The following is a 22,083-nucleotide window of genomic DNA, read 5'->3' on the forward strand; positions in this document are numbered from 1 at the left end:
ATCCGGCAGGGACAGGGAAGTATCTTCCTAAAAAGCGGGACGCGATCGGTCGCGGAGCAGTTCGACGGACCGCCGCGGAGCAGTTCGACGGACCGCCGCGGAGCGGTTCGACGGACCGCCGCGGAGCGGTTCGCTCCCGGCCGAGACGGCGGTCGTCGGACGCCTCGACCGACCGGTTTCGTCGCCCGTCCGACGGCGGCCCGAAACGCCGGACCGGATGCGGCCGTCAATCGATGAAGCCGAGCGTCTCCTCGATCCGACCCAGCTCGGGACCGGTGGTGTCCTCGCCCACGACATACCCCTCGTCGGTGGCGACGAGCCCGGAGCCGACGAGCGGCGCGCCATAGTTGATCGTCCCGAGGTCGGCGCGCACGTCGAGCGCCTCCTCGACGGCCTGCAGCTCCGATTCGTCCGATTTGGGGTGACAGAGTACGCCCGTGTTGTTGGCGACCGCGGCGGTGCCGACCGTTCGCACGTCGCCGAGGTCGCCGCGGACCACGGGGACGTCGAGGGTCTCTCTGATCGTCACGATCGACTCGCGCGGGAGGTCCGGGTGAACGTAGGCGCCGTAGTCGTTCGCGAGGACGACGTTCCCGGCCGCGTTGATCTCGCCGGGGAGCTCGCCGACCTCGCGGTCGGCGGCCTCGGCGATCCGCGACTGCTCCCGCTCGGTGGCCCGCGCGGAGACGAGAACTCCGTTCTCGTTTCCGGTCGCGAGGGACCCGACGGTGTTGGCGCCGCCGACGGTCGTGAGGAGGGGCTCGGCGCCCAGCTCCTCGCCGAGCGCGTCGGCCAGCTCCTCGTCGACGTCCGGTCGGACCAACAGGAGGTCGTCGATCGCGCGGGCGAACACGCCCACGTACGACGAGCCGGTGAAAGTCGCCCGTAACACGTTACTCGGCGTGCTCGGCTTCGACGACGGGCTCGCCGTCCTCGACGAACCGGGCCGCGCGGACGCGGACCTTGCTCGGCGGGTTCTGGCGCCCGTTCGCCCAGACGGCCTCGTTGACCGAGGTGTCGATGACGACTTCCTCCTCGTCGACGGAGAAGTGCTGTGCAAGGTGTTCGCGGACGATCTTCATCGCGAAGTCGGCGCGCTCTTGGACCGGCTTGTCGTTGGCGTCGCGGAGCGGGACGGTGACGACGCGCTCCTCGAAATCACTCGTCGACATCTACTCGTCCAGGTCGTTCCGGCGCCAGTTGCGCCGCTTGGGGTTTCGCGTGACGTTCATGTCCGTCTTCATCATGACCCACGCGGGGACGCGGGTGTTCTGGCGTTCCGCCTTCGCCAGACGCTTCTTTTGGGCCTTCGACTTGTCTCCCATAGTGGCGCACACTTTCCACGGGGCGCATAAAACCCCTTCCATACCGCGTCGCTCGGCGGCGTCGAGCGCCGGGGGCCGGCGGCTCGCTCGCGGTGCCCGGCGACCCACGACGCCCCCGACGCACCACGTCTCGGCGGGTCAGAACGCCCGTTCGGCGAGATTCGTGTAGATCCGGTAGCACCGGTCGAGGACGCCGATCCCGACGCTCTCCGTGTCGGTGTGCGCCTCACCGGGCTCGGAGGCACCGCAGACGAGCGGGTCGGTGCCGGCCTCGGCGAGCCAGCCCGCGTCGGTGGCGTGGGGCTTGACGACGTGTTCGGGCGCGTCGAGTCCCAGTTCGTCGTGGATCTCGCGGGCCGCCGCGAGCGCGGCGTCGGCGAAGGCATCGTCGCCGCAGGCCATCGGCGGGAGGTCCTGATCCACCTCCCACGCGACGCCGTCGACCGCCTCCGCGGCGCGGCCGATGTCGGCGCGGTCGCCGGGGACCGTGCGCTCGTCGATCGTCACCTCGCAGCGCTCCGGGATCACGTTCCACGTCTCGCCGCCGCGGACCATCGTCACCGCGAGCGACCCGGAGACGGGCTCGCCGAAGACGGTCGCCGCCGGGGCGTCCAGCCCGCGGACGACGTCGATCGCGTCGCTCGCGCGGTAGATCGCGTTCTCGCCGGCCGCGGGCTCGGAGGCGTGCGCCGCGGTCCCGCTCGCGACGAGCGTCGAGGCGCGCCGGCCCTTGTGCGCGACCGCCACGTCGGTGACGCCCGGCTTCGAGTAGTTCGTCGACCCCTCGGCAACGAACGCGCGGTCGGGGGCGAACCCCGCGTCGATCGCGTGGCGCGCGCCGATCCCGCCGACCTCCTCGCCGACGAACGACGCGAAGGCGAACTCGCGGTCCGCGGGCAGCTCGGCGTCGCGGAACGCGAGCATGCAGGCCGCCACCGCGCCCTTCATGTCCGCCGCGCCGCGCCCGTAGATCCTGCCGTCGCGGCGCTCGACGACGTACTCGCCCGCGGTCCCCTCGCCGGTCGTCTGGCGGTCGGCCGGCGGGACCACGTCGTGGTGGCCGACCAAGGCGAGCGTGTCGGCGTCGTCGTCGTTCGTCTCACCTTTATAAGCGAGCACGTTGCCGACCGCGTCGCGTTCGACCCGCGCATCGGTCTCCGCGCGGAGCCACTCCTCGATCGCGTCGCCGGCCGCGGTCTCGTCCTCGTGGGACGGAATGGCGACCAGTTCCTCGGTCAGGTCCGCGAGTTCGTTCATACGGTCGGGTCGGCGCTCAGCCGCTTAAAAACTGAGTGTGCGGATACCATTTATAAACCGATGCGGTGGCGCGCCCCGGTGAGCGGCCCGTAGGGCCGCGAACCGACGGTGCGAGGGAGTCGGTCGTCCGGAGCAACGCGGAGGACGACCGACGAGGCTGGGGAGGTGAGAGGCTGCGGTTGCGGTGCGGGGTGGGACTCAAAGGGGCAGTCGGTGAGACGGGCGCAGGCGACGCAAGCACTGCAGGGAGCGAGCGGAGCGAGCGACTGAAGCGCACAGCGAGCGTGCGCCCGTCTCACCGGCTGGGGCTTTGGAGGTGTTCACCGACGATCCATAGCTGTCGGGCTATGAGCGAGAAGCGACGGAATCGACCACATCTCACACATAAGCGCGCGTGATTAATACGTCTCCGAGCCCTTCGAACGAGTATGTCCGATCAGCTCGAAACCGCGACGCTCGGCGGCGGGTGCTTCTGGTGTGTCGAGGCGGCGCTCGAACAGCTCGCCGGCGTCGAGTCGGTCACCTCCGGCTACGCCGGGGGCCACGTCGAGAACCCGACCTACAAAGGGGTCTGCTCCGGGAACACCGGCCACGCCGAGGTCGTCCAAGTGGAGTTCGATCCCGACGTGATCGCCTACGACGAGGTCCTTGAGGCCTTCTTCGAGATCCACGACCCCACGCAGCTCAACCGACAGGGTCCCGACGTGGGGAGCCAGTACCGCTCGATCGTCCTCACCCACGACGACGAGCAGCAAGCGGTCGCCGAGGCGTACGTCGACGCGCTCGACGAGGAGTACGACGACGACGACGACGTGGTGACCGAGATCGAGCCGCTTGAGACGTTCTACCGCGCCGAGGAGCGCCATCAGGACTACTTCGCGAAGAACCCCGACGACGCCTACTGCACCTTCCACGCGAAGCCGAAGATGGAGAAGGTGCGCGAGAAGTTCGAGGCAAAGGTCGCGAAGTAGGGCGTTCACGGTCCCCGGGCTTGGACGGGTTCGAAAGCCCGAAGGGTTGTTTGTGACGGCGGCCGACTGCCGATTCCCCCTGAGAGGAAGGCCCGCCGGTCACCCGAGGGCGTCACCGCTCGCCCCCGTGTGTCACGGCGTCCCGACGCTCCGATACGGTTTTGGGGCGGCCGCCGGAACCACCGGTAAATGCTGTCTCGACAGTTCGTCCGGGAGAACCCCGAGGTCGTCCGCGAGGCGCTCGCCAACAAGGGCGTCGACGTCGACCTCAACCTCGACCGGATACTCGACATCGACGAGGAGTGGCGGGAGCTGAAGAGCCGCGGCGACGACCTCCGGCACGAGCGCAACGAGGTCTCCTCGACGATCGGTGAGCTGAAACAGGCCGGCGAGGAGGAGGCGGCCCAGGAGGCGATCGAGCGCTCCCAGGAGCTCAAGTCGGAGCTCCAAGAGGTCGAGGAACGCGCCGACGAGCTGGAGGCCGAACTGGAGGAGTCGCTGCTCGAACTCCCGCAGATCCCCCACGAGTCGGTGCCGGTCGGGGCCGACGAGTCGGAGAACGTCGAGCGACGCCGCGAGGGGTTCGACGACCTGCGCGAGCTCCCCGACGACGTGGAGCCGCACTACGACCTGGGCGAGGAGCTGGAGATCCTCGACTTCGAGCGCGGCGCGAAGGTCGCCGGCGGCGGCTTCTACGTCGCCAAGGGCGACGGCGCCCGACTGGAGCACGCGCTGATCCAGTTCATGCTCGACGTGCACCGCGAACAGGGGTACGAGGACGTGTTCCCGCCGATCCCGGTCAACTCCGCGTCGATGCGCGGCACCGGTCAGCTCCCGAAATTCACCGAGGACGCCTACCGCGTCGAGGGGACCAACGAGGACGCGTACGACGACGACGACCTCTGGCTGCTCCCGACCGCGGAGGTGCCCGTCACGAACCTCCACCGCGACGAGATCCTCTTGGGCGAGGACCTCCCGCTGAAGTACCAGGCGTACACGCCGAACTTCCGGCAGGAGGCGGGCGAGCACGGCACCGAGACGCGCGGGATCGTCCGCGTCCACCAGTTCAACAAGGTGGAGATGGTGAACTTCGTCCGGCCCGACGAGAGCGGCGAGCGCTTCGAGGGGCTCGTCGACGAGGCCGAGGCGGTGCTGCGTCGCCTCGAGTTACCCTACCGCATCCTGGAGATGTGTACCGGCGACCTCGGCTTCACGCAGGCGAAGAAGTACGACGTCGAGGTGTGGGCGCCCGCCGACGACATGGACGAGGGCCCCGCTCAGGGCGGCCGCTGGCTGGAGGTCTCCTCCGTCTCGAACTTCGAGGACTTCCAGGCGCGCAGAGCCGGGATCCGCTACCGCGAGGAGCACCACGAGTCCGCGGAGTACCTCCACACCCTGAACGGCTCGGGGCTCGCGGTCCCGCGGATCGTCGTCGCGATCTTAGAGTACTACCAGAACGACGACGGTACCGTCACCGTCCCCGAGGCGCTGCGCCCGTACATGGGCGGGACGGAAGTGATCGAGGGCCACGACGCGGTCGGCGAGACGAAGCTGGGCGGGGAGTAGGCGGCGCCGATCGGCCCGCGGATCAGGTGTCTATGACGCGTACCGTCGATATCGAATGAGTTGCCCTTCTCGGTCGGACGGGGTGGGATTTCTCGATTGTCGTGGGAATTTATTTGTTTGTTCCCACCGTAGTCGCTCACATGAGCAAGACCGCAGAGGCGGACGACCGGGGCCGGATCGTCATCCCGCACGAGATCCGCGAGAAGCACGGCGACAGGTACCGCGTCGTCGAACTCGACGACCGCGTGGAACTGATTCCCCTCAAATCGGACCCGATCGAGGGGCTCCGCGACGCCGTCGGCGACGCATTCGACGACGAGTCGATCGCGGCGATCAAGCGGAAAGCCCGAGACGCTGCTCGCGAGGACGCGGTCGACGACGCGACGAGATCCGAATGATCTACGCGGATACCGACTTTTTCATCGCCTTGGTCAAAGACGACGACTGGCTTCAGGAGCGGACAGCAGCGGTCGCAGGCGAGTACGAGGGGGAGATCTACACCTCGCGGATGACGCTGCTCGAACTGCTGGTGATCTCCGATCGGTTCGAGTTCGATCGGATGGAATCGCTCAGCTACGCGCTCGAGATCGCGTCGGTACCGGAAGACGAAACCGTGTTGTTCCAAGCCGCGGACTACATGGATCGGTACGGGCTCACCGCGTTCGACGCGTATCATCTCGCTTACGCCGACGCCGATCCGATCGTCTCCTCGGACAACGCGTTCGATGAGATCACGGACGACCGAATCCGGATCGAGGAGCGAACTCCCGAGTGATCTACGGCGTCAGTCGCCCGATCGAGAGCCACTCCACGGCGGCGTCGCGGACCGCGTCGTGCTCATCGCCGTCGTCGTGCTCATCGCCGTCGTCGGCCTCGTCGCGCACGTCGCCGTCGCCCGCCACCGCCGTCAGCGCGAACACCATCTCCTTGCGGACGCCGCCCGCGAGCCGCACGTCGAGCGAGAGCTCGCGCGGCGAGAAGCGGTGGTCGCCCTCGACGACGCGCACGAGGTGTTCGGAGTGCGGCAAGTCCTCGACGGTCTCCACGTCGAGGTAGGTCCGGAAGTCGGCGCCGAACTTGAAGCCGGTCTTCGGCACGGCGTCGGCCTCGCGGAGGCGCTTATAAACGGTGAGCCGGCGATCGAAGCGCTCGCCCTCCACGTCGCGGCCGCGCGCGACGACCGCGGCCGCGGGACCGTCCGTCTCTGCCGTGGCCTCGCTGGAGGATTCGGTAGCCTCGCCCGTCGCGTCCACCGACGCCGACAGCGACAACACCCCGTCGGCCGCGAGCGACGCGGCCTCGACGAGGGAGAGCTGGACCGCGCCCTCGATCGCGGCGGCACGACCGGTGAGGGGCTGGCCGTAGAAGCCGCGCTCGTAGAATCCCTCGGGTGCGTCCCAGACGACGACGCGGTCGGCGAGGAGGACGCCCGTCAGCCGGTCGGGGGCCTCGTAGTCGGTCGCGCCCGCGATCTCTCCCTCGGTCGCCGCGAAGTACGTGATGTCGGACTCCTCGTCGACGACCGCGAGGGTGCGTCCCGCGAGGCCGGCCGCCGACAGCGACTCGCGCTCGCCGACGACCTGCACGGGGTACTTCACGTTCCCGGTGTCGGGCGTCGACCCGCGTTCGTAGGCGACGAAGTCGACCGCGTCGGGCGCGTCGGCGTCGCCGCCCGGCCACGGCTCGCGGGCGGGCGAGAGGTAGAAGCCGCGGTCGCGCAGGTCGGCGTAGACGAGGTAGCGCACCGCGAAGCGGTCGGCCGCGGCCGCGCTCTCGACGAAGAAGCGCTCGAAGCCGACCTCGCCGTCGCTCTTCTCGCGATCCCCGTCCTCGTCGATCGCGATTCCCGAGAGGTCGCCGCGGAACAGCAGGTGGGCGGCCTCGACCCGCGAGAGCGCGATCTCGTCGCCGCCGAGCGGGCGACCGTAGCCGCCGGAGTCGTGGAACCGCTGGCGGGCGTCGCCGGCGACGCGGACCGCGTCGCCGCGCAGGTGCCCTGTCGGTTGCATATCGAACGACGGGTCCGGGCGGGGTAAGGGGGTTGCGGTCGGCGGCGAGGCGGAGAGCGATCGGGCGGTCGGAGTCGCAGTCGGCGGCGACGGGCCCGCCCGGCACCGGGTAAGGATAAAGGGTCAGTGGCCGGAACGGAGCGTATGAACGACACCGACGGCCTCAGGCTCACGGTGCGTGCCGCCGAGAAGCGGGACGCGGGCCGGGGGATCGCCCGGCTCCCCGAACCCTCCCGGAAGCGACTCGGCCTCCTCAGCGGCGACACCGTCGAGATCCGCGGCGAGCGCACGGCGGTCGCGAAGGTGTGGCCCGGCGGCGCGGACGCGCGGGACGGCTCCGTTCTCATCGACGCCGACACCCGCGCGAACGCCGGCGTGAAGGTCGGTGACACCGTCACGGTCGCCGCCGTCGACGTCGAGGACGCCGACCGCGTCGTGCTCGCCGCCCCCGCGGAGCTCGCCGGCGTCGACGTGAGCCGCGAGGTGGTCGAGCGCGCGCTCGCCCGCGACCTCCGCGACCGCCCCGTCACCGAGGGCGAAGCCGTCCACGTCGAGCGGCTCGGCGGAATCCGGTTCGTCGTCGCCGAGACGGACCCCGCGGGCACGGTGCGCGTCACGAACCGGACCGACGTGTCGGTGACCTACGGGGACGAGGACCGGTCGCGGTCCGACGCGAGCGTCGGGCGGGGTCGCCGATCCCCCACCGGATCGCCGACGGGAAGCGGCACCCCCGCAGGTCGGTCTGCCGGGAGCGGCGGCGCCGGAAGCGACACAACTGGAAGCGACACAACCGGAAGCGACGCTCCCGGCACCGACGCTCGACCCACCGGCGGCGGCACCACGCCTCCGGAAGAGCACACCGCGGGCGCGACCTACGAGGACATCGGCGGGCTCGACGAGGAGCTGGAGCTGGTCCGCGAGACGATCGAACTCCCCCTCTCGGAGCCCGGCGTGTTCACCCGGCTTGGGATCGACCCGCCGAAGGGCGTCCTGCTCCACGGGCCGCCAGGCACCGGGAAGACGCTGATCGCCCGCGCCGTCGCCAACGAGGTCGACGCGACGTTCGTCACCGTCGACGGCCCGGAGATCATGTCGAAGTACAAGGGCGAGTCGGAGGAGCGCCTGCGAGACGTGTTCGACCGCGCGAGCGAGGACGCGCCCGCGATCGTCTTCTTCGACGAGATCGACTCGATCGCGGGCAAGCGCGACGACGGCGGCGACGTGGAGAACCGCGTCGTGGGGCAGCTGCTCTCGCTGATGGACGGGCTGGACGCCCGCGGCGACGTGATCGTCATCGGCGCGACCAACCGCGTCGACACCCTCGACCCCGCCCTTCGCCGGGGCGGCCGGTTCGACCGCGAGATCGAGATCGGCGTCCCCGGCGAGGCCGGCCGCCGGCAGATCCTCGACGTGCACACGCGGCGGATGCCCCTCGCGGACGACGTGGACCTGGACCGCATCGCGGCCCGAACGCACGGGTTCGTCGGCGCCGACATCGAGGGGCTCACGCAGGAGGCGGCGATGACCGCGCTGCGGCGCGCCCGCGAGTCGGACGCCGCGGCCCTCGACGACGTGACCGTCTCGAAGGCGGACTTCGAGGCGGCACACGCGAGCGTCGAGCCGAGCGCGATGCGCGAGTACGTCGCGGAGCAGCCGACCACCGACTTCGCGGACGTGGGGGGGCTCCCGGAGGCGAAGGAGAAACTGGAGCGGGCGGTGACGTGGCCGCTAACCTACGGCCCCCTGTTCGACGCCGCCGACGCCGACCCGCCGACGGGGGTCCTGCTTCACGGGCCGCCCGGCACCGGGAAAACCCTCCTCGCGCGCGCTATCGCGGGCGAGAGCGGCGTGAACTTCATCCAGGTGGCCGGTCCCGAACTGCTCGACCGGTACGTGGGCGAGTCCGAGAAGGCGGTCCGCGAGCTGTTCGACCGCGCCCGGCAGGCGGCGCCAGCGATCGTCTTCTTCGACGAGATCGACGCGATCGCCGCCGACCGCGACGGCGCGGGCGGCGACGGCTCGGGCGTCGGCGAGCGCGTCGTCTCACAGCTGCTCACCGAGCTGGACCGCGCGAGCGACAACCCGAACCTCGTCGTACTCGCGGCGACGAACCGACGGAACGCGCTCGACCCCGCGCTGCTCCGGCCCGGGCGGTTGGAGACCCACATCGAGGTCCCCGAGCCCGACCGCGACGCGCGCCGGAAGATCCTCGGCGTGCACACCCGCGCGAAGCCCCTCGTCGAGGGCGTCGACCTCGACCGCCTCGCCGACGAGACCGAGGGATACTCCGGCGCGGAGATCGCGTCGCTGTGCCGGGAGGCCGCCCTGATCGCCATCGAGCGCGTCGCCGACGAGCACGGCGAGGCGGCCAACGACCACGCCGACGAGGTCGGAGTCACCGCCGACGACTTCGCGGCGGCGCTGGAGAGCGTCCGCCCGGCGACGCCGTAGGGGAACCAGATGTCAGTTGACGGCCGCGACCCCACCGGTTCGCCCACTCTCCGCGGCCTGCTCGCGTCGGTCCTCGCCGCCGTCCGATCGCGACCGCCGGCGGAGCTGGCGCTCGTCGCCCTCCCGTTGCCGACGCTCCTCGTCGCCGTGAGCCTGCTCCCCGGCGTCGAGGCGTGGCGGTTCTCGCTCGCGACCGAGGGCGTGTTCGAGAGCCGGTGGGCGCTGTGGACCGCGTTCGCGTCGAGCTTCGTCCACGCGGACCCGGTCCACCTCGCCGACAACGTCGTCAACTACTGGCTGCTCGTCGCGGTCGCGTACCCGCTCTCGCTCGTCGCCGGCTGGCGCCGGCGGCTCCTCGGGTCGGTCGCGGTCTACCTCGCGGTCGTCCCGCTCGTCTCCGCGTGGGCGACCGTCGTCGCACTCGGGGGGATGACCGACGCCCCCACGGCCGGCTTCTCGGACGTGAACAGCGCGCTCCTCGGCTATCTCGTCGCCGTCTGGGTCGCCGCGCTCGCGGCGGAGAGCGATCGGGTCCGAAGCGAGGCCCCCGCCGGCGTCGACCCCCGCTGGTCGGTCGTCGCGGTCCTCGCGTCGCTCGCGCTCGCGTACCTCGCGCCGAGCGGGGCGGGCTACTTCCCGCCGCTGCCGGCCGTGGGGTCGCTGTTCGCGGTCGGCGCGGTCCTCGCCGCGGCCGGGCTGTACGTCGCTGCCGGCCGTCCGCGCGTGGCGGGGCTCGATCTCCCCCCGGAACGCGAACTGCTGTACGTCACCGGCGCGAGCGTCGCGGCCGCCGGCGTGATCGGGTCGCTGGTGCTCGTCCCGTTCGGCAGCAACGTGTTCGCGCACCTCGCCGGCTACGTCGTTGGGTTCGCGGTGCCGTTCGTCGGCGTGCTCGCGGACGGCGAGGCCGACCGCGGAGGCGGCTGAAACGGGTCGACGGCGCTCTCCGACGCGCTTCGGTCAGCCGTCGTGGTCGGTACCGTGCCCGTGTCCGCGGCCGTCAGCCGTTTCGAGGCCGCCGTCGGCGCCGAACTCGTCGACCGGTGTCACGCTGTAGTCGACCGTGAGGGTGTCCTTCGTCGCGCGGACCTTCCCGACGAACGTCGAGATGTCCGCCAAGCGCCCTTCGAGCACGAACAGCTCCATGCAGTACCGCGACCCGACGTGGCTGTGGAAGTTGGAGGCGACGAGCCCCTCGTGTTCGTGGCGGAGCCGCATCATCCGCTCCTCGACGCTCGTGGTCTCGTAGTCGAAGAGCACGGTCACCACCGCCATCAGCTCTCTGTCCTCCAGCTTCGCGTCCTCGAACTCGCCGAGGAGGTTCTGGGAGGCCTCGCGCACGACCTCGCTGCGTCCGGTGTAGCCGTGTTCGTCCACGAACCCGTCGATCCGCTCCAACAGCTCCTCTGGCATCGAGACGCTGACGACCGTCATATATTAAACGAACGCACCGATCTTATTAATCCTTGAGGTTCGGGTCACCGGCGGCGTCGCCGTCGCTGATGTCGTCGCCGTCGCTGATGTCGTCGCCGTCGCTGATGTCGTCGTCGTCGCTGACGGCGTCGCCGTCGCTGATGTCGTCGTCGCTGACGGCGTCGTTGTCGCTGATGTCGTCGTCGCTGACGGCGTCGTTGTCGCTGATGTCGTCGTCGCTGACGGCGTCGTTGTCGCCGACGCCGTCGCCGACGCTGTCGACTGAGGATGTGTCGGCGGGTCCGCCGTCGATCCTCGCCGAGAGCCATTCGTAGTGATCGAGGAGCGCGCGCTCGCCGGCGTCGGTGAGCGCGTACACGTCGGCGAGCCCCTCGGTCCGCCGGTCGAGGAAGCCCGACTCCACGAGGGAGGTCAGCGTCGCGTAGAAGGATCGGGGATCGATCCGCTCGTCGTAGTGCGATTCGAGCCGACTCTTCAGCGACTGCGCCCGCAGCTCGCCGGCGTCGTACAGCAGCGCACACAGGTCGCGGCGGCGGCCGCTGTGGAGCCACTTCGTCATACGGTCGGTTCCGCCCGGCGCCTCACGACCGTTTCGGTCGCGGGCGAGTGGGGTACGATCAGGGGGGGCGATCAGGCGGACGATCAGGCAGATCCGATCGCGATCAACTAGGGAAACGAATGACCTCTTTTCTCTCTATGGGTTTGAATATCTGTTCTGAATTCTGTGGAATATAGTTATTTGATGTGTAATATGTGTATAAATATATAATTACGGAACTTTATTTAGTTGAAAACGCCGACCGTTTCGATATGCATGCGACGATCGAACGCCTGGTCTGTCGACACCGGTACGAGCGACGGGCGGTCGTGACCAACCCGAACGAGGTCGTGGAGCGCTGTGCGAAGTGCGGCAAAGAGCGGGTTCGGGGCGTCGCCGGTTCGTAGCGGTCGAGCGCGGACCCGGGCCTCACGTCGGCCCGAGCAGTTCGTCGAGCCGGCTGACGCGCCGGTCGCCGAGCACGCACCGCCCGCGGTCCTCGTGGCCCACGCGCTCGACGTGGACCGCTTCGACGCCCGCGTTCCACGCGGCGCCCACGTCGCTTTCGCCGTCGCCGGCGTAGTAGCCGCGGTCGGTCCGGGGGTCGACCCCGAGGTCCGCCATCGCCAGTTCGATGGGGTCCGGGTCGGGCTTCCAGCCCGTCTCGTCGGTACAGCAGACGATCGCGTCGAACCGGTCGGCGAGGTCGAGTCGGTCGAGCACGGGCTCGGCGAGGAACCGCTGGCAGTGAGTGACGAGCCCGGTCGGGCCGCCGGCGTCGTCGACGCGGTCGAGCAGTCGGGCGGCGTCGTCGTGGAGGTACGTCGCCTCCGCGCGGGCGAGGGGGTCCTCCTCGGCGTGGAACGCCGGCCAGAACGCGTCGGGGTCGACCCCGAGATCGCGGAGGGTGTCGCCGCGGGCGCCGCCGAGCCCGTGCCAGAGGACGTACGCCTCCCGGTCGGAGAAGGGGCGGCCGAGCCGGTCGCCGACGCGGTCGAAGACGCCGCGGGTGTACGACCACTCCGCGTCGACGAGCGTCCCATCGAGATCGAACAGGTGGAAGTCGTAGTCGGCGACGACCATGGGGCAGCCCGTAGGCGGTCGGCCGGTAAGTGCGTTGTGGGGGCGGTGCGTCCGATCCGGGTCAAGCCACGTCCGCTCTCACTCCTCTCGGACGTGGATCGACGACCCGAGGTACTTGTGTAGCACCTCGTCGACCGACTCGGCGTTAAATCGGTCGAGGTCGTCCGCGATCGCCGACCGCAGCGCGTCGAGGTGGTCGCGGTCGGTCCGAAGCTCGCGGAAGTCGGCGGCGACGACCTCGACGCCGAGGCGGTCGCTCGCGAGCTCCCGAAACGACGGCTCGTCGCCGATCTCGCCGCGCCAGAGGCGGTCGCGGAAGAACAGCCACCCCTCGGCGTCGGGCTCGCTCGCGGGGATCTCCAGCGTCGTCTCGAACCGGTCGGGGTCGACCGTCGCCTCGTCCGGATCGAGCCGGAACGCGACGGCGAAGACGTAGGCGGCGTCCATCGGCCGCGTCTCGTCCCGTCAGAGCATAAAAGTACATACCCCTCGGCCGTGTCGGTCTGCACGTATGTTGGATCGCCTCCGCGGTCTCACCGAGCGCGCTTACCGCCGCCACCTCCGTCGAGAGATCGAGGACGTACCGGCACACGTCGCGATCATTCAGGACGGGAATCGGCGGTACGCCCGCGAGCGCGGCGACGACGCGCCGGACGGCCACCGCGCCGGCGCCGCCACCACCGAGCGCGTGCTCGACTGGTGCGCGGACTTGGGCGTCGCGGAGCTGACGCTGTACGCCTTCTCGACCGAGAACTTCGAACGCCCGGACGAGGAGCTGGAGCCGCTGTTCGACCTGCTGGAGGACAAGCTCCGCGACTTCGCCGACGCCGACCGCGTCCACGAGCAGGGTGTCCGCGTCCGGGCGATCGGCGACATCGACCGCCTCCCGGGACGCGTACGCGACGCGGTGGACTACGCGGAGCGGCGCACCGCGGACAACGACCGGTTCACGCTGAACGTCGCGCTGGCGTACGGCGGCCGCACCGAACTGCTCGACGCGGCGACGGCGATCGCGCGCGACGTCGACGACGGCCGGCTCGACCCCGACGACGTCGACGTTCAGACCGTCGAGGACCGGCTGTACGATCGGCCGGTCCGCGACGTCGACCTCATCGTGCGGACCGGCGGTGACGAGCGCACCTCGAACTTCCTGCCGTGGCACGCCAACGGCAACGAGGCGGCCGTCTACTTCTGTGCGCCGTACTGGCCGGAGTTCTCCGAGGTGGAGTTCCTCCGCTCCATCCGCACCTACCAGTCGCGGGAGGAGTCGTGGCGGCGGGCGCGGGCGGAGCGCGCGGCCGCGCTCGTCAGGGCGGTCGCCGAGGTCGAGATCGCCGAGGCGAACGCGGTCGCGGGGCGGCTCCGCGACCGGCTCCCGCTCGACGCCGACGCATTCGCCGCCGCGCTTCCGGGCGACGACGAGGACGCCGTTGAGAACGGGTCTACGCCGGAAGCGGTCGCCGAGAACGACCTCCGGACCCCGTCTGCCGAGCGCGACACAGAGCCGGAGTCGGCTTGACTGAGGAAACGCGGAATCCGGCGAGAAAACGAAACAGGAGCGCTACGCCGGGTTCTTTCGCGTCAGGTCGCTGCCGCAGATCGGGCACCGCTCCTTGTTCTCGTCGAAGGTGCGGTTACAGCCGACGCACTGGAACCGCCACTCGCGCTCCTCGGAGATGCCGTCTCTGGCGATCGCCTCGACGGCGATGTCGAGTCGCTCGGCGACGTTCTGCATCGCGTAGTCGTCGGTGACGAGCGTCGCGCTCAGTTCGAGCGCCGTCGCGATCAGGCGAGTGTCGGTGTCGGACAGCTCCGCGGCGTCGCCGGAGCCGCGCGCGGCGCGCCCCACGTTGTCGAGGACCTCCGGGGCCGGGACGTGGATCGTCATCCCGGAGCCCTCCATCGCGTCGAAGCGGAGGGCGCCCTCGCCGGTGAGCTCCTCGTGGACTTCGGGCACCGAGACCACGTCGTCGTCGGTGGTGTACTCGTGGATGAACGCCGAGGTGTCGAGGACTTCCATCAGCGGGCGACGACGATGTAGTCTTTCACCGCCTGCACGTTCGCAACCGGTACTTTCAGACGGCCCATCTCGTCGACGTCGAAGCCCGAGCGCTCCGGGCTGAGCTGCTCGTGGGGACTCACGAGCAGGTCGGCGAGCTCGCCGGACTTGAGGTCCATCGTGATGTTGTACAGGTCCCCGAGCTCCGTTCCGTCCGCGCTCATCACCGCCTTCCCGGAGAGGTTCTCCGCGAGGATGTCGACCATGTTCGCACGGTCCCGGGCAACGGTCTTAAACTCCACGGGGGCGTCGGACGGGCGACAGACGGGTGCGGGGCGCTGCGACGCCGGCCACCGTTGCGAGACGCCGACCACCGTTGCGAGACGCCGGCCACCGCGGCGGTCTCGGGCGTCCCCGGTTCCTCGATCCGGTCGCGCGCATTTTGAAAGGCTTAACTGACGTCCGGGCGGAACGGTAGACAACCGACCTTTTCGGGGCGATCACTGATGACCGAACACACAAACGCGGACACCCTTCGGACGCCGATCGTCGCCGTGCTGGGCCACGTCGATCACGGCAAGACCAGCCTGCTCGACAAGATCCGCGGCTCCGCCGTCAGCGAGGGCGAGGCCGGCGCGATCACCCAACACATCGGGGCGACCGACATCCCGCTCGACACCATCTCCGGGATGGCGGGCGAGCTTATCGACCCGACCGACTTCGACCTCCCCGGCCTCCTGTTCATCGACACGCCGGGCCACCACTCCTTCTCGACGCTACGCGCCCGCGGCGGCGCCCTCGCCGACATCGCGGTGCTCGTCGTCGACGTCAACGACGGGTTCCAGCCGCAGACGGAGGAGGCGATCGACATCCTCCGCCGGACCGGCACCCCCTTCGTCGTCGCCGCCAACAAGGTGGACACGACGCCCGGGTGGAACCCGCAGGAGGGCCAGCCGATTCAGCAGAGCTTGGAGGCGCAGTCGGAGCGCGCCGAGTCGATGCTCAACGAGAACCTCTACGAGATCATCGGCCAGCTCTCCGACGCCGGCTTCTCCGCGGACCTCTACTGGCGCGTACAGGACTTCCAGAAGAACATCGGCGTCGTCCCCCTCTCCGCGATCACTGGCGAGGGCGTCCCCGACCTGCTCACGGTGCTGATGGGGCTCTCTCAGCGCTTCATGAAAGAGGAGATGGCGATCGACGTGTTCGGGGCCGGCGAGGGAACGGTCCTCGAAGTGAAAGACGAGCGCGGTTTCGGCGCCACCATCGACACGGTCGTGTACGACGGCGTGGTCCGCAACGGCGACCAGGTCGTCGTCGGCGGGCAGGAGGAGCCGATCGTCACCGAGATCCGGGCGCTGCTCCATCCGCGTCCCCTCGAAGAGATCCGCACGGAGAAGAAGTTCGAGAAGGTGGGCGAGGTCGGCGCCGCCGCCGGCGTGAAGATCGCCGCGCCCGACCTCGATCGGGCGATGGCGGGCGCGCCGGTGCGGATCGTCCGCGACCGCCCGGTCGAGGAGGTCGTCGAGGAGGTGAAAGCCGAGCTCGCGGAGATCGAGGTGGACACCGCCGAGGACGGCGTCGTCGTCAAGGCCGACACGCTCGGCTCGCTGGAGGCGATGGCGAACGCGCTCCGTGAGGCGGAGGTCCCAATCTTGCGCGCGGAGGTCGGCGACATCGCGCCCCGCGACATCGCCGTGGCCGAGACCGCGAACCAAGACGAGCACAAGGCGATCTTAGGCTTCAACGTCGATCTGCTCGCAAACGCCGAGACGGAGCTGGAGAACGCCGACATGAAGCTGTTCACCGACGAGGTCATCTACCAGCTGATCGAGGACTACGAGACGTACGTCGAGGAGAGACAGCGCGCCCAACAGGAGACGGTGCTCGACAAGGTGGTCCGACCCGCGCGCTTCCGCATTCTCCCGGACCACACGTTCCGGCAGAACGACCCCGCGGTCGTCGGCGTCGAGGTCATCTCCGGCACGGTCCAGAACAACCGCAACGTCGGGTACTTCGAGGGCAACGAATTCACGCGCGCCGGCCAACTCTCCGGGATTCAAAAGCAGGGCGACGACGTCGACGAGGCGCGCGCCGGCGAGCGCGTGAGCATCGCCATCGACGGCCCCACCGTCGGCCGCGACATCGAGGAGGGCGACACGCTCTGGACCGAGGTCCCCGAGAAGCACGCGAAGATCCTCGAACAGGAGCTGAAAGAGGAGATCACCGCCGACGAGCGCGAGGCGCTGTCGGCGTACTTGGAAACCAAGCGGAAGCGGGACCCCTTCTGGGGGAAGTAGGCTTCGGCGTCCCGCTCGTTCAATCCCCGGCGACTCACGAATCGGCGCCTGTCGCGTGCGCCACGATCCGCGTCGCGGTCGCCTTCCACCGGATCGCCACCTCGTCGCCCGCGTTCAGATCCAACCGCTCGGCGCTCTCGGACGTGATCAACACTCGAAACGCCACCCCGCCAGCCCCCTCCACCGCGACCCGCACCGTCGACACCGTCTCGCCCGCCTCGATTTCGACCACCTCGCCGCGCAGTCGGTTCCGGGCGCTCGTCGCGTCCGGATCGACCTCCCCGCTTCCCTTATAAACTGTCACCGCGTCCGCGCCGATCCGCACCTGGACGGCGTCGCCGACCGCGGCGCCGTCGTGAAGGCCGCGCACCGTCCCGACCGCGGTGTCGACGTCTGCTAACTCGCCGTCGACGCCCGCGACCGTCCCGTCGAGCACGGTCTCGGGGACGCTCGCGGTCGCGGCGAGCACGGCCTGCAGGCGGTCGTACCGGTCGAGGAGGTCGCGGCCGCCCGCTGCCAGCCGACTGCCACCGCCCCCGGAGCCGCCGCGCTGGCGTTCGACGAGGGTGCCGAACGCCTCCTCTAACGCCTCGATCCGCGAGAGCGCGCGGGCGCGAGAGCGCCCCAGCTCCGCGGCCGCGCCCGCGACCGACCCCGCCTCGTGGACCGCGCGCAGAAGCGCGGCGTCGTGGCCGTCGAACTCGACGTCGCCCTCGATGAGCGCGGCTCGGCCGCGGCCCGCGGCAGCCCCCGGCTCGTCCCCGCCGCTCTCGTCCATGCTCGGACGATCAGTCGGGGAGGTGTTGGTGCTTTCGACCGGCCCGCACCGGCCAGACCGACCTGCGGGACAAAAGCTATATCCGGTGTCGGTTCACGGTTGTATCTATGCCGATACAACGACGAGAGTTCGTGGCGGCGCTGGGGGCCGGGGCGATCGCGAGCACCGCCGGGTGCTCGGCGCTCGGCGGCGGTGAGAGCGAAACGGCGGGCGTCGCCGGCGAGACGCTGACGCTCACGACGACGACGAGCACCTACGATACGGGGCTGCTCGACGCGATCCACGCCGACTTCGAGGAGATGTACGGCGTCTCCGTCGACGCGGTCGCGCAGGGGACGGGCGCGGCCCTGGAGTCGGCCCGGAACGGCGACTCCGACGTGGTGATGGTCCACGCCCGCGGGCTCGAAGACGAGTTCATGCGTAACGGGTACGGCGTCAACCGCCGTGACCTCATGTTCAACGACTTCGTGATCGTCGGTCCCGAGAGCGACCCGGCGGGGATTCAAGGGATGTCCTCTGCGACCGACGCGCTCACCGCGATCGCCGACGCGGGAGCGACGTTCGTCTCTCGCGGGGACAACTCCGGCACACACACCAAAGAGCTGAACCTCTGGGAGGCCGCGGGGACCGACCCCGGCGGCGACTGGTATCAGGAAATCGGCGCCGGGATGGGCGAGGCGCTCAACAACGCGAACCAGCAGGGCGCGTACACGCTCTCGGACCGCGGGACGTTCATCTCTCAGCGCTCGGAGATCGACCTCACGATCCTCGTACAGGGTCCCATCGAGGACGGGCCGGAGATCCTCGCGAACCCCTACGGGATCATGGCGGTCAACCCCGGCGTTCACGACAACGCCAACTACGACCTCGCGATGGCGTACATCGGATGGATAACGAGCCCCGGAACGCAGGACGCGATCGCCGACTACCAGATGAACGGCGAGCAGCTGTTCTTCCCCGAGGCGGTCTCGGAGAACCCCGACTTCCAGCAGTACGTTCCGGAAGGTTGGAGTGGCGACTCGTCCGACGAGTGAGCGTGCCGATCGAACCAGTCGCACAGCTGCTCTCGATGATCCTCAGCGGTTCGGCCCTCCTCGGCGGTTCGGTCCTCTCTGACCTCTCGACCCTCCTCAGCGGTTCGGTCCTCTCCGACCTCTCGACCCTCCTCGGCGGTTCGGTCCTTCCTGACCTCCCGGCCCTCCTCGATCTCCCGTTCAGGGACGGCTACGTCTGGAGCATCGTCTACGTCTCGCTGTACGTGAGCCTCACCGCCGTGGCGCTGAGCACGCTGTTCAGCGTTCCGGTCGCCGTCCTGCTCGGGTTCGCCGAGTTTCGGGGGAAGGGATTCGTGAAGTCCGTCGTCAACACGGGGATGGGGTTTCCGAGCGTGGTCGTCGGCCTCGTCGTCCTGTTCGCGGTCTCGAACCAGGGGCCGCTCGGGTCGTTCGATCTCGTCTTCACGAGGGAGGCGATGATCATGTCGCAGTTCGTGCTCGCGACGCCGCCGATCACGGCCATCAGCCTCGCGGCCGTCTCCGGAGTGGACGACGGTGTCCGCGACGCCGCGCGCGCGCTCGGCGGCACCCGCCTCGACGCGGCCCTCGTCGTCCTGAAGGAGGCGCGGTACGGGATCGCCACCGCGATCCTGGCCGGCTTCGGCCGCGCCGTCAGCGAGGTCGGCTCCGTCCTCATCGTCGGCGGCAACATCACGAGCGCGGACGGGATCTCGAAGACCCGAACGCTGACCACCGCCATCCAGCTGGAGGCGCGTCAGGGACAGTACGAGACGGCATTGGTGCTCGGCGCCGTCCTCGTCGCGCTCGTGTTGACCGTCAACGCCGTGGTTGTTCACTTCGGCGACAGCGGGGTGACGCGGTGATGCTCCGTGCGACCGGCGTCTCGCAGTCGTTCGGGGGCGAGCGGGTGTTCGACGACCTCTCCGTCGAGGTCGACGCCGGCGAGGTCCTCGGCGTCATCGGTCCCTCCGGCGTCGGCAAGACGACGCTGCTCCGGACCCTCGCGCTCTCGCTCGAACCGGACGCCGGGACCGTCGCGCTCGGCGGCGCAGACGCGTGGACCGCCGAGGAGGCCGAGCGGCTCGCCCTGCGGCGGCGGGTCGGGATGGTGTTCCAAGAGGCGAGCCTCTTCGACGCGTCCGTGGGCCGTAACGTCGAATACGGGCTCCGGGTTCGGAGCCCCTGGGCCGACCGGATCGCCGCCGCGCTGGGCCTCGCCGACACTCCCGACGCGGTTCGCGAGTCGCTCGACGTCGTCGGGCTGACGGAGAAGGCGAACCAGCACGCCGACTCGCTGTCGGGCGGAGAGGCGCAGCGCGTGTCGTTCGCCCGGGCGCTGGCGTACGACCCTGACGTGCTCCTGCTCGACGAGCCCACCTCCGATCTCGATCCGCGGAACACCGCGGTCATCGAGGAGGCGATCGAGGAGGCCCGACGCCGCGGTATCGGCGTCGTCGTGGCGACTCACGACATGCATCAGGCCGAGCGCGTCGCTGACCGCGTCGCGGTGCTGCTCGACGACGGGATCACGGAGGTCGGGCCGACGGAGCGGATATTCGAGAACCCGTCCGACGAGCGCACCCGGAAGTTCATCTCGGGCGAACTGGTGTACTGACGCGTATCTAGAGTACGTGAATCAGGTCGTCTCGGTGATCGTTTAGAAGTGATCGAGTGGTGTTACTGGCGGCCGATTATGGGTGATCGACGACGCTGCGGTGAGCACCGCCAAAGCCCCAGCCGCGTCGGTGGTCCTCCGCGTTGCTCCGGACCACCGACTCCCTCGCACGCGCTCCTCGCGGGCCAGTGGCCCGCTCGGAGGCACGCGCCACTCCGCCGTGTGGTTATAAGCGATCGACACCGCGGCTTCAGATGTCGAAGTCGATCTCAACCGCATCGCCGGCCTCTGCGTCGCCGGAGTCGACCACGTCGTCGCCGGCGGCGAACCCGGCGTGGAGGTGTTCGTACGTGCGGTCAATCGCCTCCACGATCACCTTCGTGTCGCCCGTGACCGGCATGAAGTTCGTGTCGCCGTTCCACCGCGGGACGACGTGGGTGTGGAGGTGGTCGATCGAGCCGCCGGCCGCCGGGGCGCCGAGGTTCTGCCCGGTGTTCACCCCGTCGGGGTCAACGTCGCGGCGCAGCGCCGCGAGCGTCGCCGCTTTCAGCTTCGCGTGATCGAGGAGGGTCACGTCGTCGAGGTCGGTGGGGTCCTCGCAGTGCTCGTCGGGGATCACCATCGCGTGCCCCGGGTTGTACGGCGCGTTGTTCAACAGGACGTAGTTGCGCTGGCTGCGCGCGACCACCCGCGCGTCGCGGGCGTCCTCGCGCTCGGGCAGGACGCAGAACGGACAGCCGTCGATCGGGTCGGAATCGCGTTCGACCCACTCGATCCGCCACGGCGCGTAGATCCGGTCCATCAGTCGTCGAAGTCGTGGATGCCCGCGGTCGTGATCTCGACGCCGTCGTCGGTGACGATCAGGGTGTGTTCCGCCTGACTCACGAGGGCGTCGTCGGCCTCCTTCAGGACGGGGTACCCCTTCACCGCGTTCGCCTGCTTCAGCCGACGCAGGGCCATCTCCACGCGGTCGCCCTCCAGCCACCGCGCCGCGAAGGGGAGGTCGTCGAACGCCTCGATCTCTTCTAAGGCCTGTCGCGCGCGGCGGTCGCGGACGCTCGCGGAGCCCTCACGCTCGAAGATCTCCTCGTCGGTTCCCTCGCCGACCTTGCCGCGACCGTCGGTCGCGAACGGCTCGATCGCGACCGCCTGTCCGGGCTCCAGTTCGACCGAGCGGTCGACGCCGCGGTTCGGGACCGTCGGCCCCGTGTGCGCGTCGTAGCGCTCGACGCCGTGCCCGGAGAGGTTCAGGACGGGCGTGTAGCCGTACCCGCGGATCACGTCCTCGATCGCCTGTCCGACGACGCCGACCTCGACGCCCGGCCCGGCCTCGTCGACCGCGGCCTCCAGCGCCATCTCCGCGGCCTCGACCAGCTCCGGGGTCCCCGTGTGGTCGACCGTGACCGCGGCGTCGGCGATGTAGCCGTCGACGTGGACCCCGACGTCGAGACACACCATCTCCTCGCCGAACTCGGCCTCGTCGTCGCGGCCCGGGGTGGCGTGGGAGGCCTCGGGGTCGACGCTGATGTTGACGGGGAACGCGAGCCCCGCGCCCTGCTCCCGGATGAAGTCTTCCGTCCACTCGGCGACCTCGAGGTGGGTCCGCCCCGGCTCCACCATCTCGCGGGCCTCGTTCATCGCCTCCACCAACACCGCGCCGGCCGCCCGGTAGCTCTCGACCGCGTCGTCGTCCAGGGGTCCGTGGCTCATGTCTCCGGGTTCGGCGACCGACCGCAAAGAG

General features: G+C 69.8%; 25 protein-coding genes and 1 pseudogene. 12 read left to right on the top strand and 14 right to left on the bottom strand.

From position 1 onward, the window contains the following. Positions 1–226: 226 nt before the first annotated feature. The 4 genes from ESO89_RS07630 to ESO89_RS07645 all read right to left on the bottom strand — a co-directional run bounded on the left by ESO89_RS07630 (position 227) and on the right by ESO89_RS07645 (position 2,582). A complete protein-coding gene (locus tag ESO89_RS07630; protein ID WP_128904947.1) occupies positions 227–892 on the bottom strand; it encodes a translation initiation factor IF-6 in 666 nt (221 codons plus the stop codon). A gap of 1 nt (position 893) precedes the next feature. After that, the gene (locus ESO89_RS07635) at positions 894–1,172 is read right to left on the bottom strand and encodes a 50S ribosomal protein L31e (protein WP_004050129.1); all 279 of its coding nucleotides are present in this window, start codon (positions 1,170–1,172) and stop codon (positions 894–896) included. Then, the gene (locus ESO89_RS07640) at positions 1,173–1,325 is read right to left on the bottom strand and encodes a 50S ribosomal protein L39e (RefSeq protein WP_004050128.1); all 153 of its coding nucleotides are present in this window, start codon (positions 1,323–1,325) and stop codon (positions 1,173–1,175) included. It abuts the gene before it with no gap. A 138-nt stretch (positions 1,326–1,463) separates the two neighbouring features. Next, positions 1,464–2,582 carry a M20 family metallopeptidase gene (locus tag ESO89_RS07645; protein WP_128904948.1) on the bottom strand — a complete coding sequence of 373 codons (1,119 nt, stop codon included), beginning with the start codon at positions 2,580–2,582 and terminating at the stop codon, positions 1,464–1,466. A gap of 428 nt (positions 2,583–3,010) precedes the next feature. Between ESO89_RS07645 and msrA the strand changes: the two genes are divergently transcribed. The 4 genes from msrA to ESO89_RS07665 all read left to right on the top strand — a co-directional run bounded on the left by msrA (position 3,011) and on the right by ESO89_RS07665 (position 5,894). After that, complete coding sequence (gene msrA, locus ESO89_RS07650; RefSeq protein WP_128904949.1) at positions 3,011–3,553, top strand: peptide-methionine (S)-S-oxide reductase MsrA; 543 nt, start codon at positions 3,011–3,013, stop codon at positions 3,551–3,553. 189 nt (positions 3,554–3,742) lie between these two features. After that, on the top strand, positions 3,743–5,119 hold the full coding sequence (gene serS / locus ESO89_RS07655) for a serine--tRNA ligase (RefSeq protein ID WP_128904950.1): 1,377 nt from the start codon (positions 3,743–3,745) through the stop codon (positions 5,117–5,119). A 140-nt stretch (positions 5,120–5,259) separates the two neighbouring features. Beyond that, entirely contained in the window at positions 5,260–5,517 is a 258-nt protein-coding gene (locus ESO89_RS07660) for an AbrB/MazE/SpoVT family DNA-binding domain-containing protein (RefSeq protein WP_128904951.1), read from the top strand. Next, positions 5,514–5,894, top strand: a complete 381-nt coding sequence (locus tag ESO89_RS07665) for a type II toxin-antitoxin system VapC family toxin (RefSeq protein WP_128904952.1) — start codon at positions 5,514–5,516, stop codon at positions 5,892–5,894. Before ESO89_RS07660 ends, ESO89_RS07665 begins: the two co-directional genes overlap by 4 nt. Position 5,895: 1 nt before the next feature. Here the strand turns inward: ESO89_RS07665 and endA are convergent, their stop codons facing one another. Next, positions 5,896–7,128: a tRNA-intron lyase gene (gene endA, locus ESO89_RS07670; RefSeq protein ID WP_128904953.1), complete on the bottom strand. Its 1,233-nt coding sequence runs from the start codon at positions 7,126–7,128 to the stop codon at positions 5,896–5,898. A gap of 144 nt (positions 7,129–7,272) precedes the next feature. Here endA and ESO89_RS07675 point away from each other — a divergent pair, with 144 nt between their 5' ends. Both ESO89_RS07675 and ESO89_RS07680 read left to right on the top strand, forming a co-directional pair. Next, positions 7,273–9,579 (top strand): AAA family ATPase, encoded by a 2,307-nt coding sequence (locus tag ESO89_RS07675; protein WP_128904954.1) that lies wholly within the window; start codon positions 7,273–7,275, stop codon positions 9,577–9,579. A 9-nt stretch (positions 9,580–9,588) separates the two neighbouring features. Then, positions 9,589–10,506: a rhomboid family intramembrane serine protease gene (locus ESO89_RS07680; protein ID WP_128904955.1), complete on the top strand. Its 918-nt coding sequence runs from the start codon at positions 9,589–9,591 to the stop codon at positions 10,504–10,506. A gap of 33 nt (positions 10,507–10,539) precedes the next feature. Here the strand turns inward: ESO89_RS07680 and ESO89_RS07685 are convergent, their stop codons facing one another. Both ESO89_RS07685 and ESO89_RS07690 read right to left on the bottom strand, forming a co-directional pair. After that, positions 10,540–11,013: a CopG family ribbon-helix-helix protein gene (locus ESO89_RS07685; protein WP_128904956.1), complete on the bottom strand. Its 474-nt coding sequence runs from the start codon at positions 11,011–11,013 to the stop codon at positions 10,540–10,542. Between the two features lie 271 nt (positions 11,014–11,284). Then, positions 11,285–11,572 (bottom strand): annotated as a pseudogene (locus ESO89_RS07690) (PadR family transcriptional regulator); the annotation flags it as partial. Positions 11,573–11,823: 251 nt separating this feature from the next. On the opposite strand from ESO89_RS07690, the gene ESO89_RS19185 reads away from it, so the two are divergent. Beyond that, complete coding sequence (locus ESO89_RS19185) at positions 11,824–11,958, top strand: hypothetical protein (RefSeq protein WP_277750259.1); 135 nt, start codon at positions 11,824–11,826, stop codon at positions 11,956–11,958. Positions 11,959–11,980: 22 nt separating this feature from the next. Here the strand turns inward: ESO89_RS19185 and ESO89_RS07695 are convergent, their stop codons facing one another. Together ESO89_RS07695 and lwrS are read right to left on the bottom strand one after the other, a co-directional pair. Further along, complete coding sequence (locus ESO89_RS07695) at positions 11,981–12,634, bottom strand: HAD family hydrolase (RefSeq protein ID WP_128904957.1); 654 nt, start codon at positions 12,632–12,634, stop codon at positions 11,981–11,983. Between the two features lie 78 nt (positions 12,635–12,712). Then, entirely contained in the window at positions 12,713–13,081 is a 369-nt protein-coding gene (gene lwrS / locus ESO89_RS07700; protein WP_128904958.1) for an LWR-salt protein, read from the bottom strand. Positions 13,082–13,145: 64 nt separating this feature from the next. On the opposite strand from lwrS, the gene uppS reads away from it, so the two are divergent. Next, positions 13,146–14,153 (top strand): polyprenyl diphosphate synthase, encoded by a 1,008-nt coding sequence (uppS, locus tag ESO89_RS07705; RefSeq protein WP_128904959.1) that lies wholly within the window; start codon positions 13,146–13,148, stop codon positions 14,151–14,153. A 42-nt stretch (positions 14,154–14,195) separates the two neighbouring features. Here uppS and ESO89_RS07710 read toward each other — a convergent pair whose 3' ends face one another. Together ESO89_RS07710 and ESO89_RS07715 are read right to left on the bottom strand one after the other, a co-directional pair. After that, positions 14,196–14,654: an NOB1 family endonuclease gene (locus ESO89_RS07710; protein ID WP_128904960.1), complete on the bottom strand. Its 459-nt coding sequence runs from the start codon at positions 14,652–14,654 to the stop codon at positions 14,196–14,198. Then, entirely contained in the window at positions 14,654–14,899 is a 246-nt protein-coding gene (locus ESO89_RS07715) for a PRC-barrel domain-containing protein (RefSeq protein ID WP_128904961.1), read from the bottom strand. The genes ESO89_RS07710 and ESO89_RS07715 overlap by 1 nt, the downstream gene beginning before the upstream one ends. A gap of 240 nt (positions 14,900–15,139) precedes the next feature. On the opposite strand from ESO89_RS07715, the gene infB reads away from it, so the two are divergent. After that, positions 15,140–16,933, top strand: coding sequence for a translation initiation factor IF-2 (gene infB, locus ESO89_RS07720; RefSeq protein WP_128904962.1), 1,794 nt, complete (start codon positions 15,140–15,142; stop codon positions 16,931–16,933). A gap of 34 nt (positions 16,934–16,967) precedes the next feature. Here infB and ESO89_RS07725 read toward each other — a convergent pair whose 3' ends face one another. Further along, positions 16,968–17,711 (bottom strand): TOBE domain-containing protein, encoded by a 744-nt coding sequence (locus ESO89_RS07725; protein ID WP_128904963.1) that lies wholly within the window; start codon positions 17,709–17,711, stop codon positions 16,968–16,970. Positions 17,712–17,818: 107 nt separating this feature from the next. On the opposite strand from ESO89_RS07725, the gene ESO89_RS07730 reads away from it, so the two are divergent. Genes ESO89_RS07730 through ESO89_RS07740 form a run of 3 tightly spaced genes read left to right on the top strand, consistent with a single transcriptional unit; the run spans position 17,819 to position 20,342 of the window. Then, complete coding sequence (locus tag ESO89_RS07730; RefSeq protein WP_128904964.1) at positions 17,819–18,745, top strand: substrate-binding domain-containing protein; 927 nt, start codon at positions 17,819–17,821, stop codon at positions 18,743–18,745. A 2-nt stretch (positions 18,746–18,747) separates the two neighbouring features. Beyond that, positions 18,748–19,590: an ABC transporter permease gene (locus tag ESO89_RS07735; RefSeq protein WP_241686162.1), complete on the top strand. Its 843-nt coding sequence runs from the start codon at positions 18,748–18,750 to the stop codon at positions 19,588–19,590. Further along, entirely contained in the window at positions 19,590–20,342 is a 753-nt protein-coding gene (locus tag ESO89_RS07740) for an amino acid ABC transporter ATP-binding protein (RefSeq protein ID WP_128904965.1), read from the top strand. The genes ESO89_RS07735 and ESO89_RS07740 overlap by 1 nt, the downstream gene beginning before the upstream one ends. A 250-nt stretch (positions 20,343–20,592) precedes the next feature. On the opposite strand, the gene ESO89_RS07745 is transcribed toward ESO89_RS07740, so the two are convergent. Together ESO89_RS07745 and map are read right to left on the bottom strand one after the other, a co-directional pair. Continuing rightward, positions 20,593–21,144 (bottom strand): HIT family protein, encoded by a 552-nt coding sequence (locus ESO89_RS07745; protein ID WP_128904966.1) that lies wholly within the window; start codon positions 21,142–21,144, stop codon positions 20,593–20,595. Beyond that, positions 21,144–22,052: a type II methionyl aminopeptidase gene (map, locus tag ESO89_RS07750; RefSeq protein ID WP_128904967.1), complete on the bottom strand. Its 909-nt coding sequence runs from the start codon at positions 22,050–22,052 to the stop codon at positions 21,144–21,146. Before map ends, ESO89_RS07745 begins: the two co-directional genes overlap by 1 nt. Positions 22,053–22,083 lie beyond the last annotated feature (31 nt).

This window comes from Halorubrum amylolyticum (assembly GCF_004114995.1).
GTDB lineage: Archaea > Halobacteriota > Halobacteria > Halobacteriales > Haloferacaceae > Halorubrum > Halorubrum amylolyticum.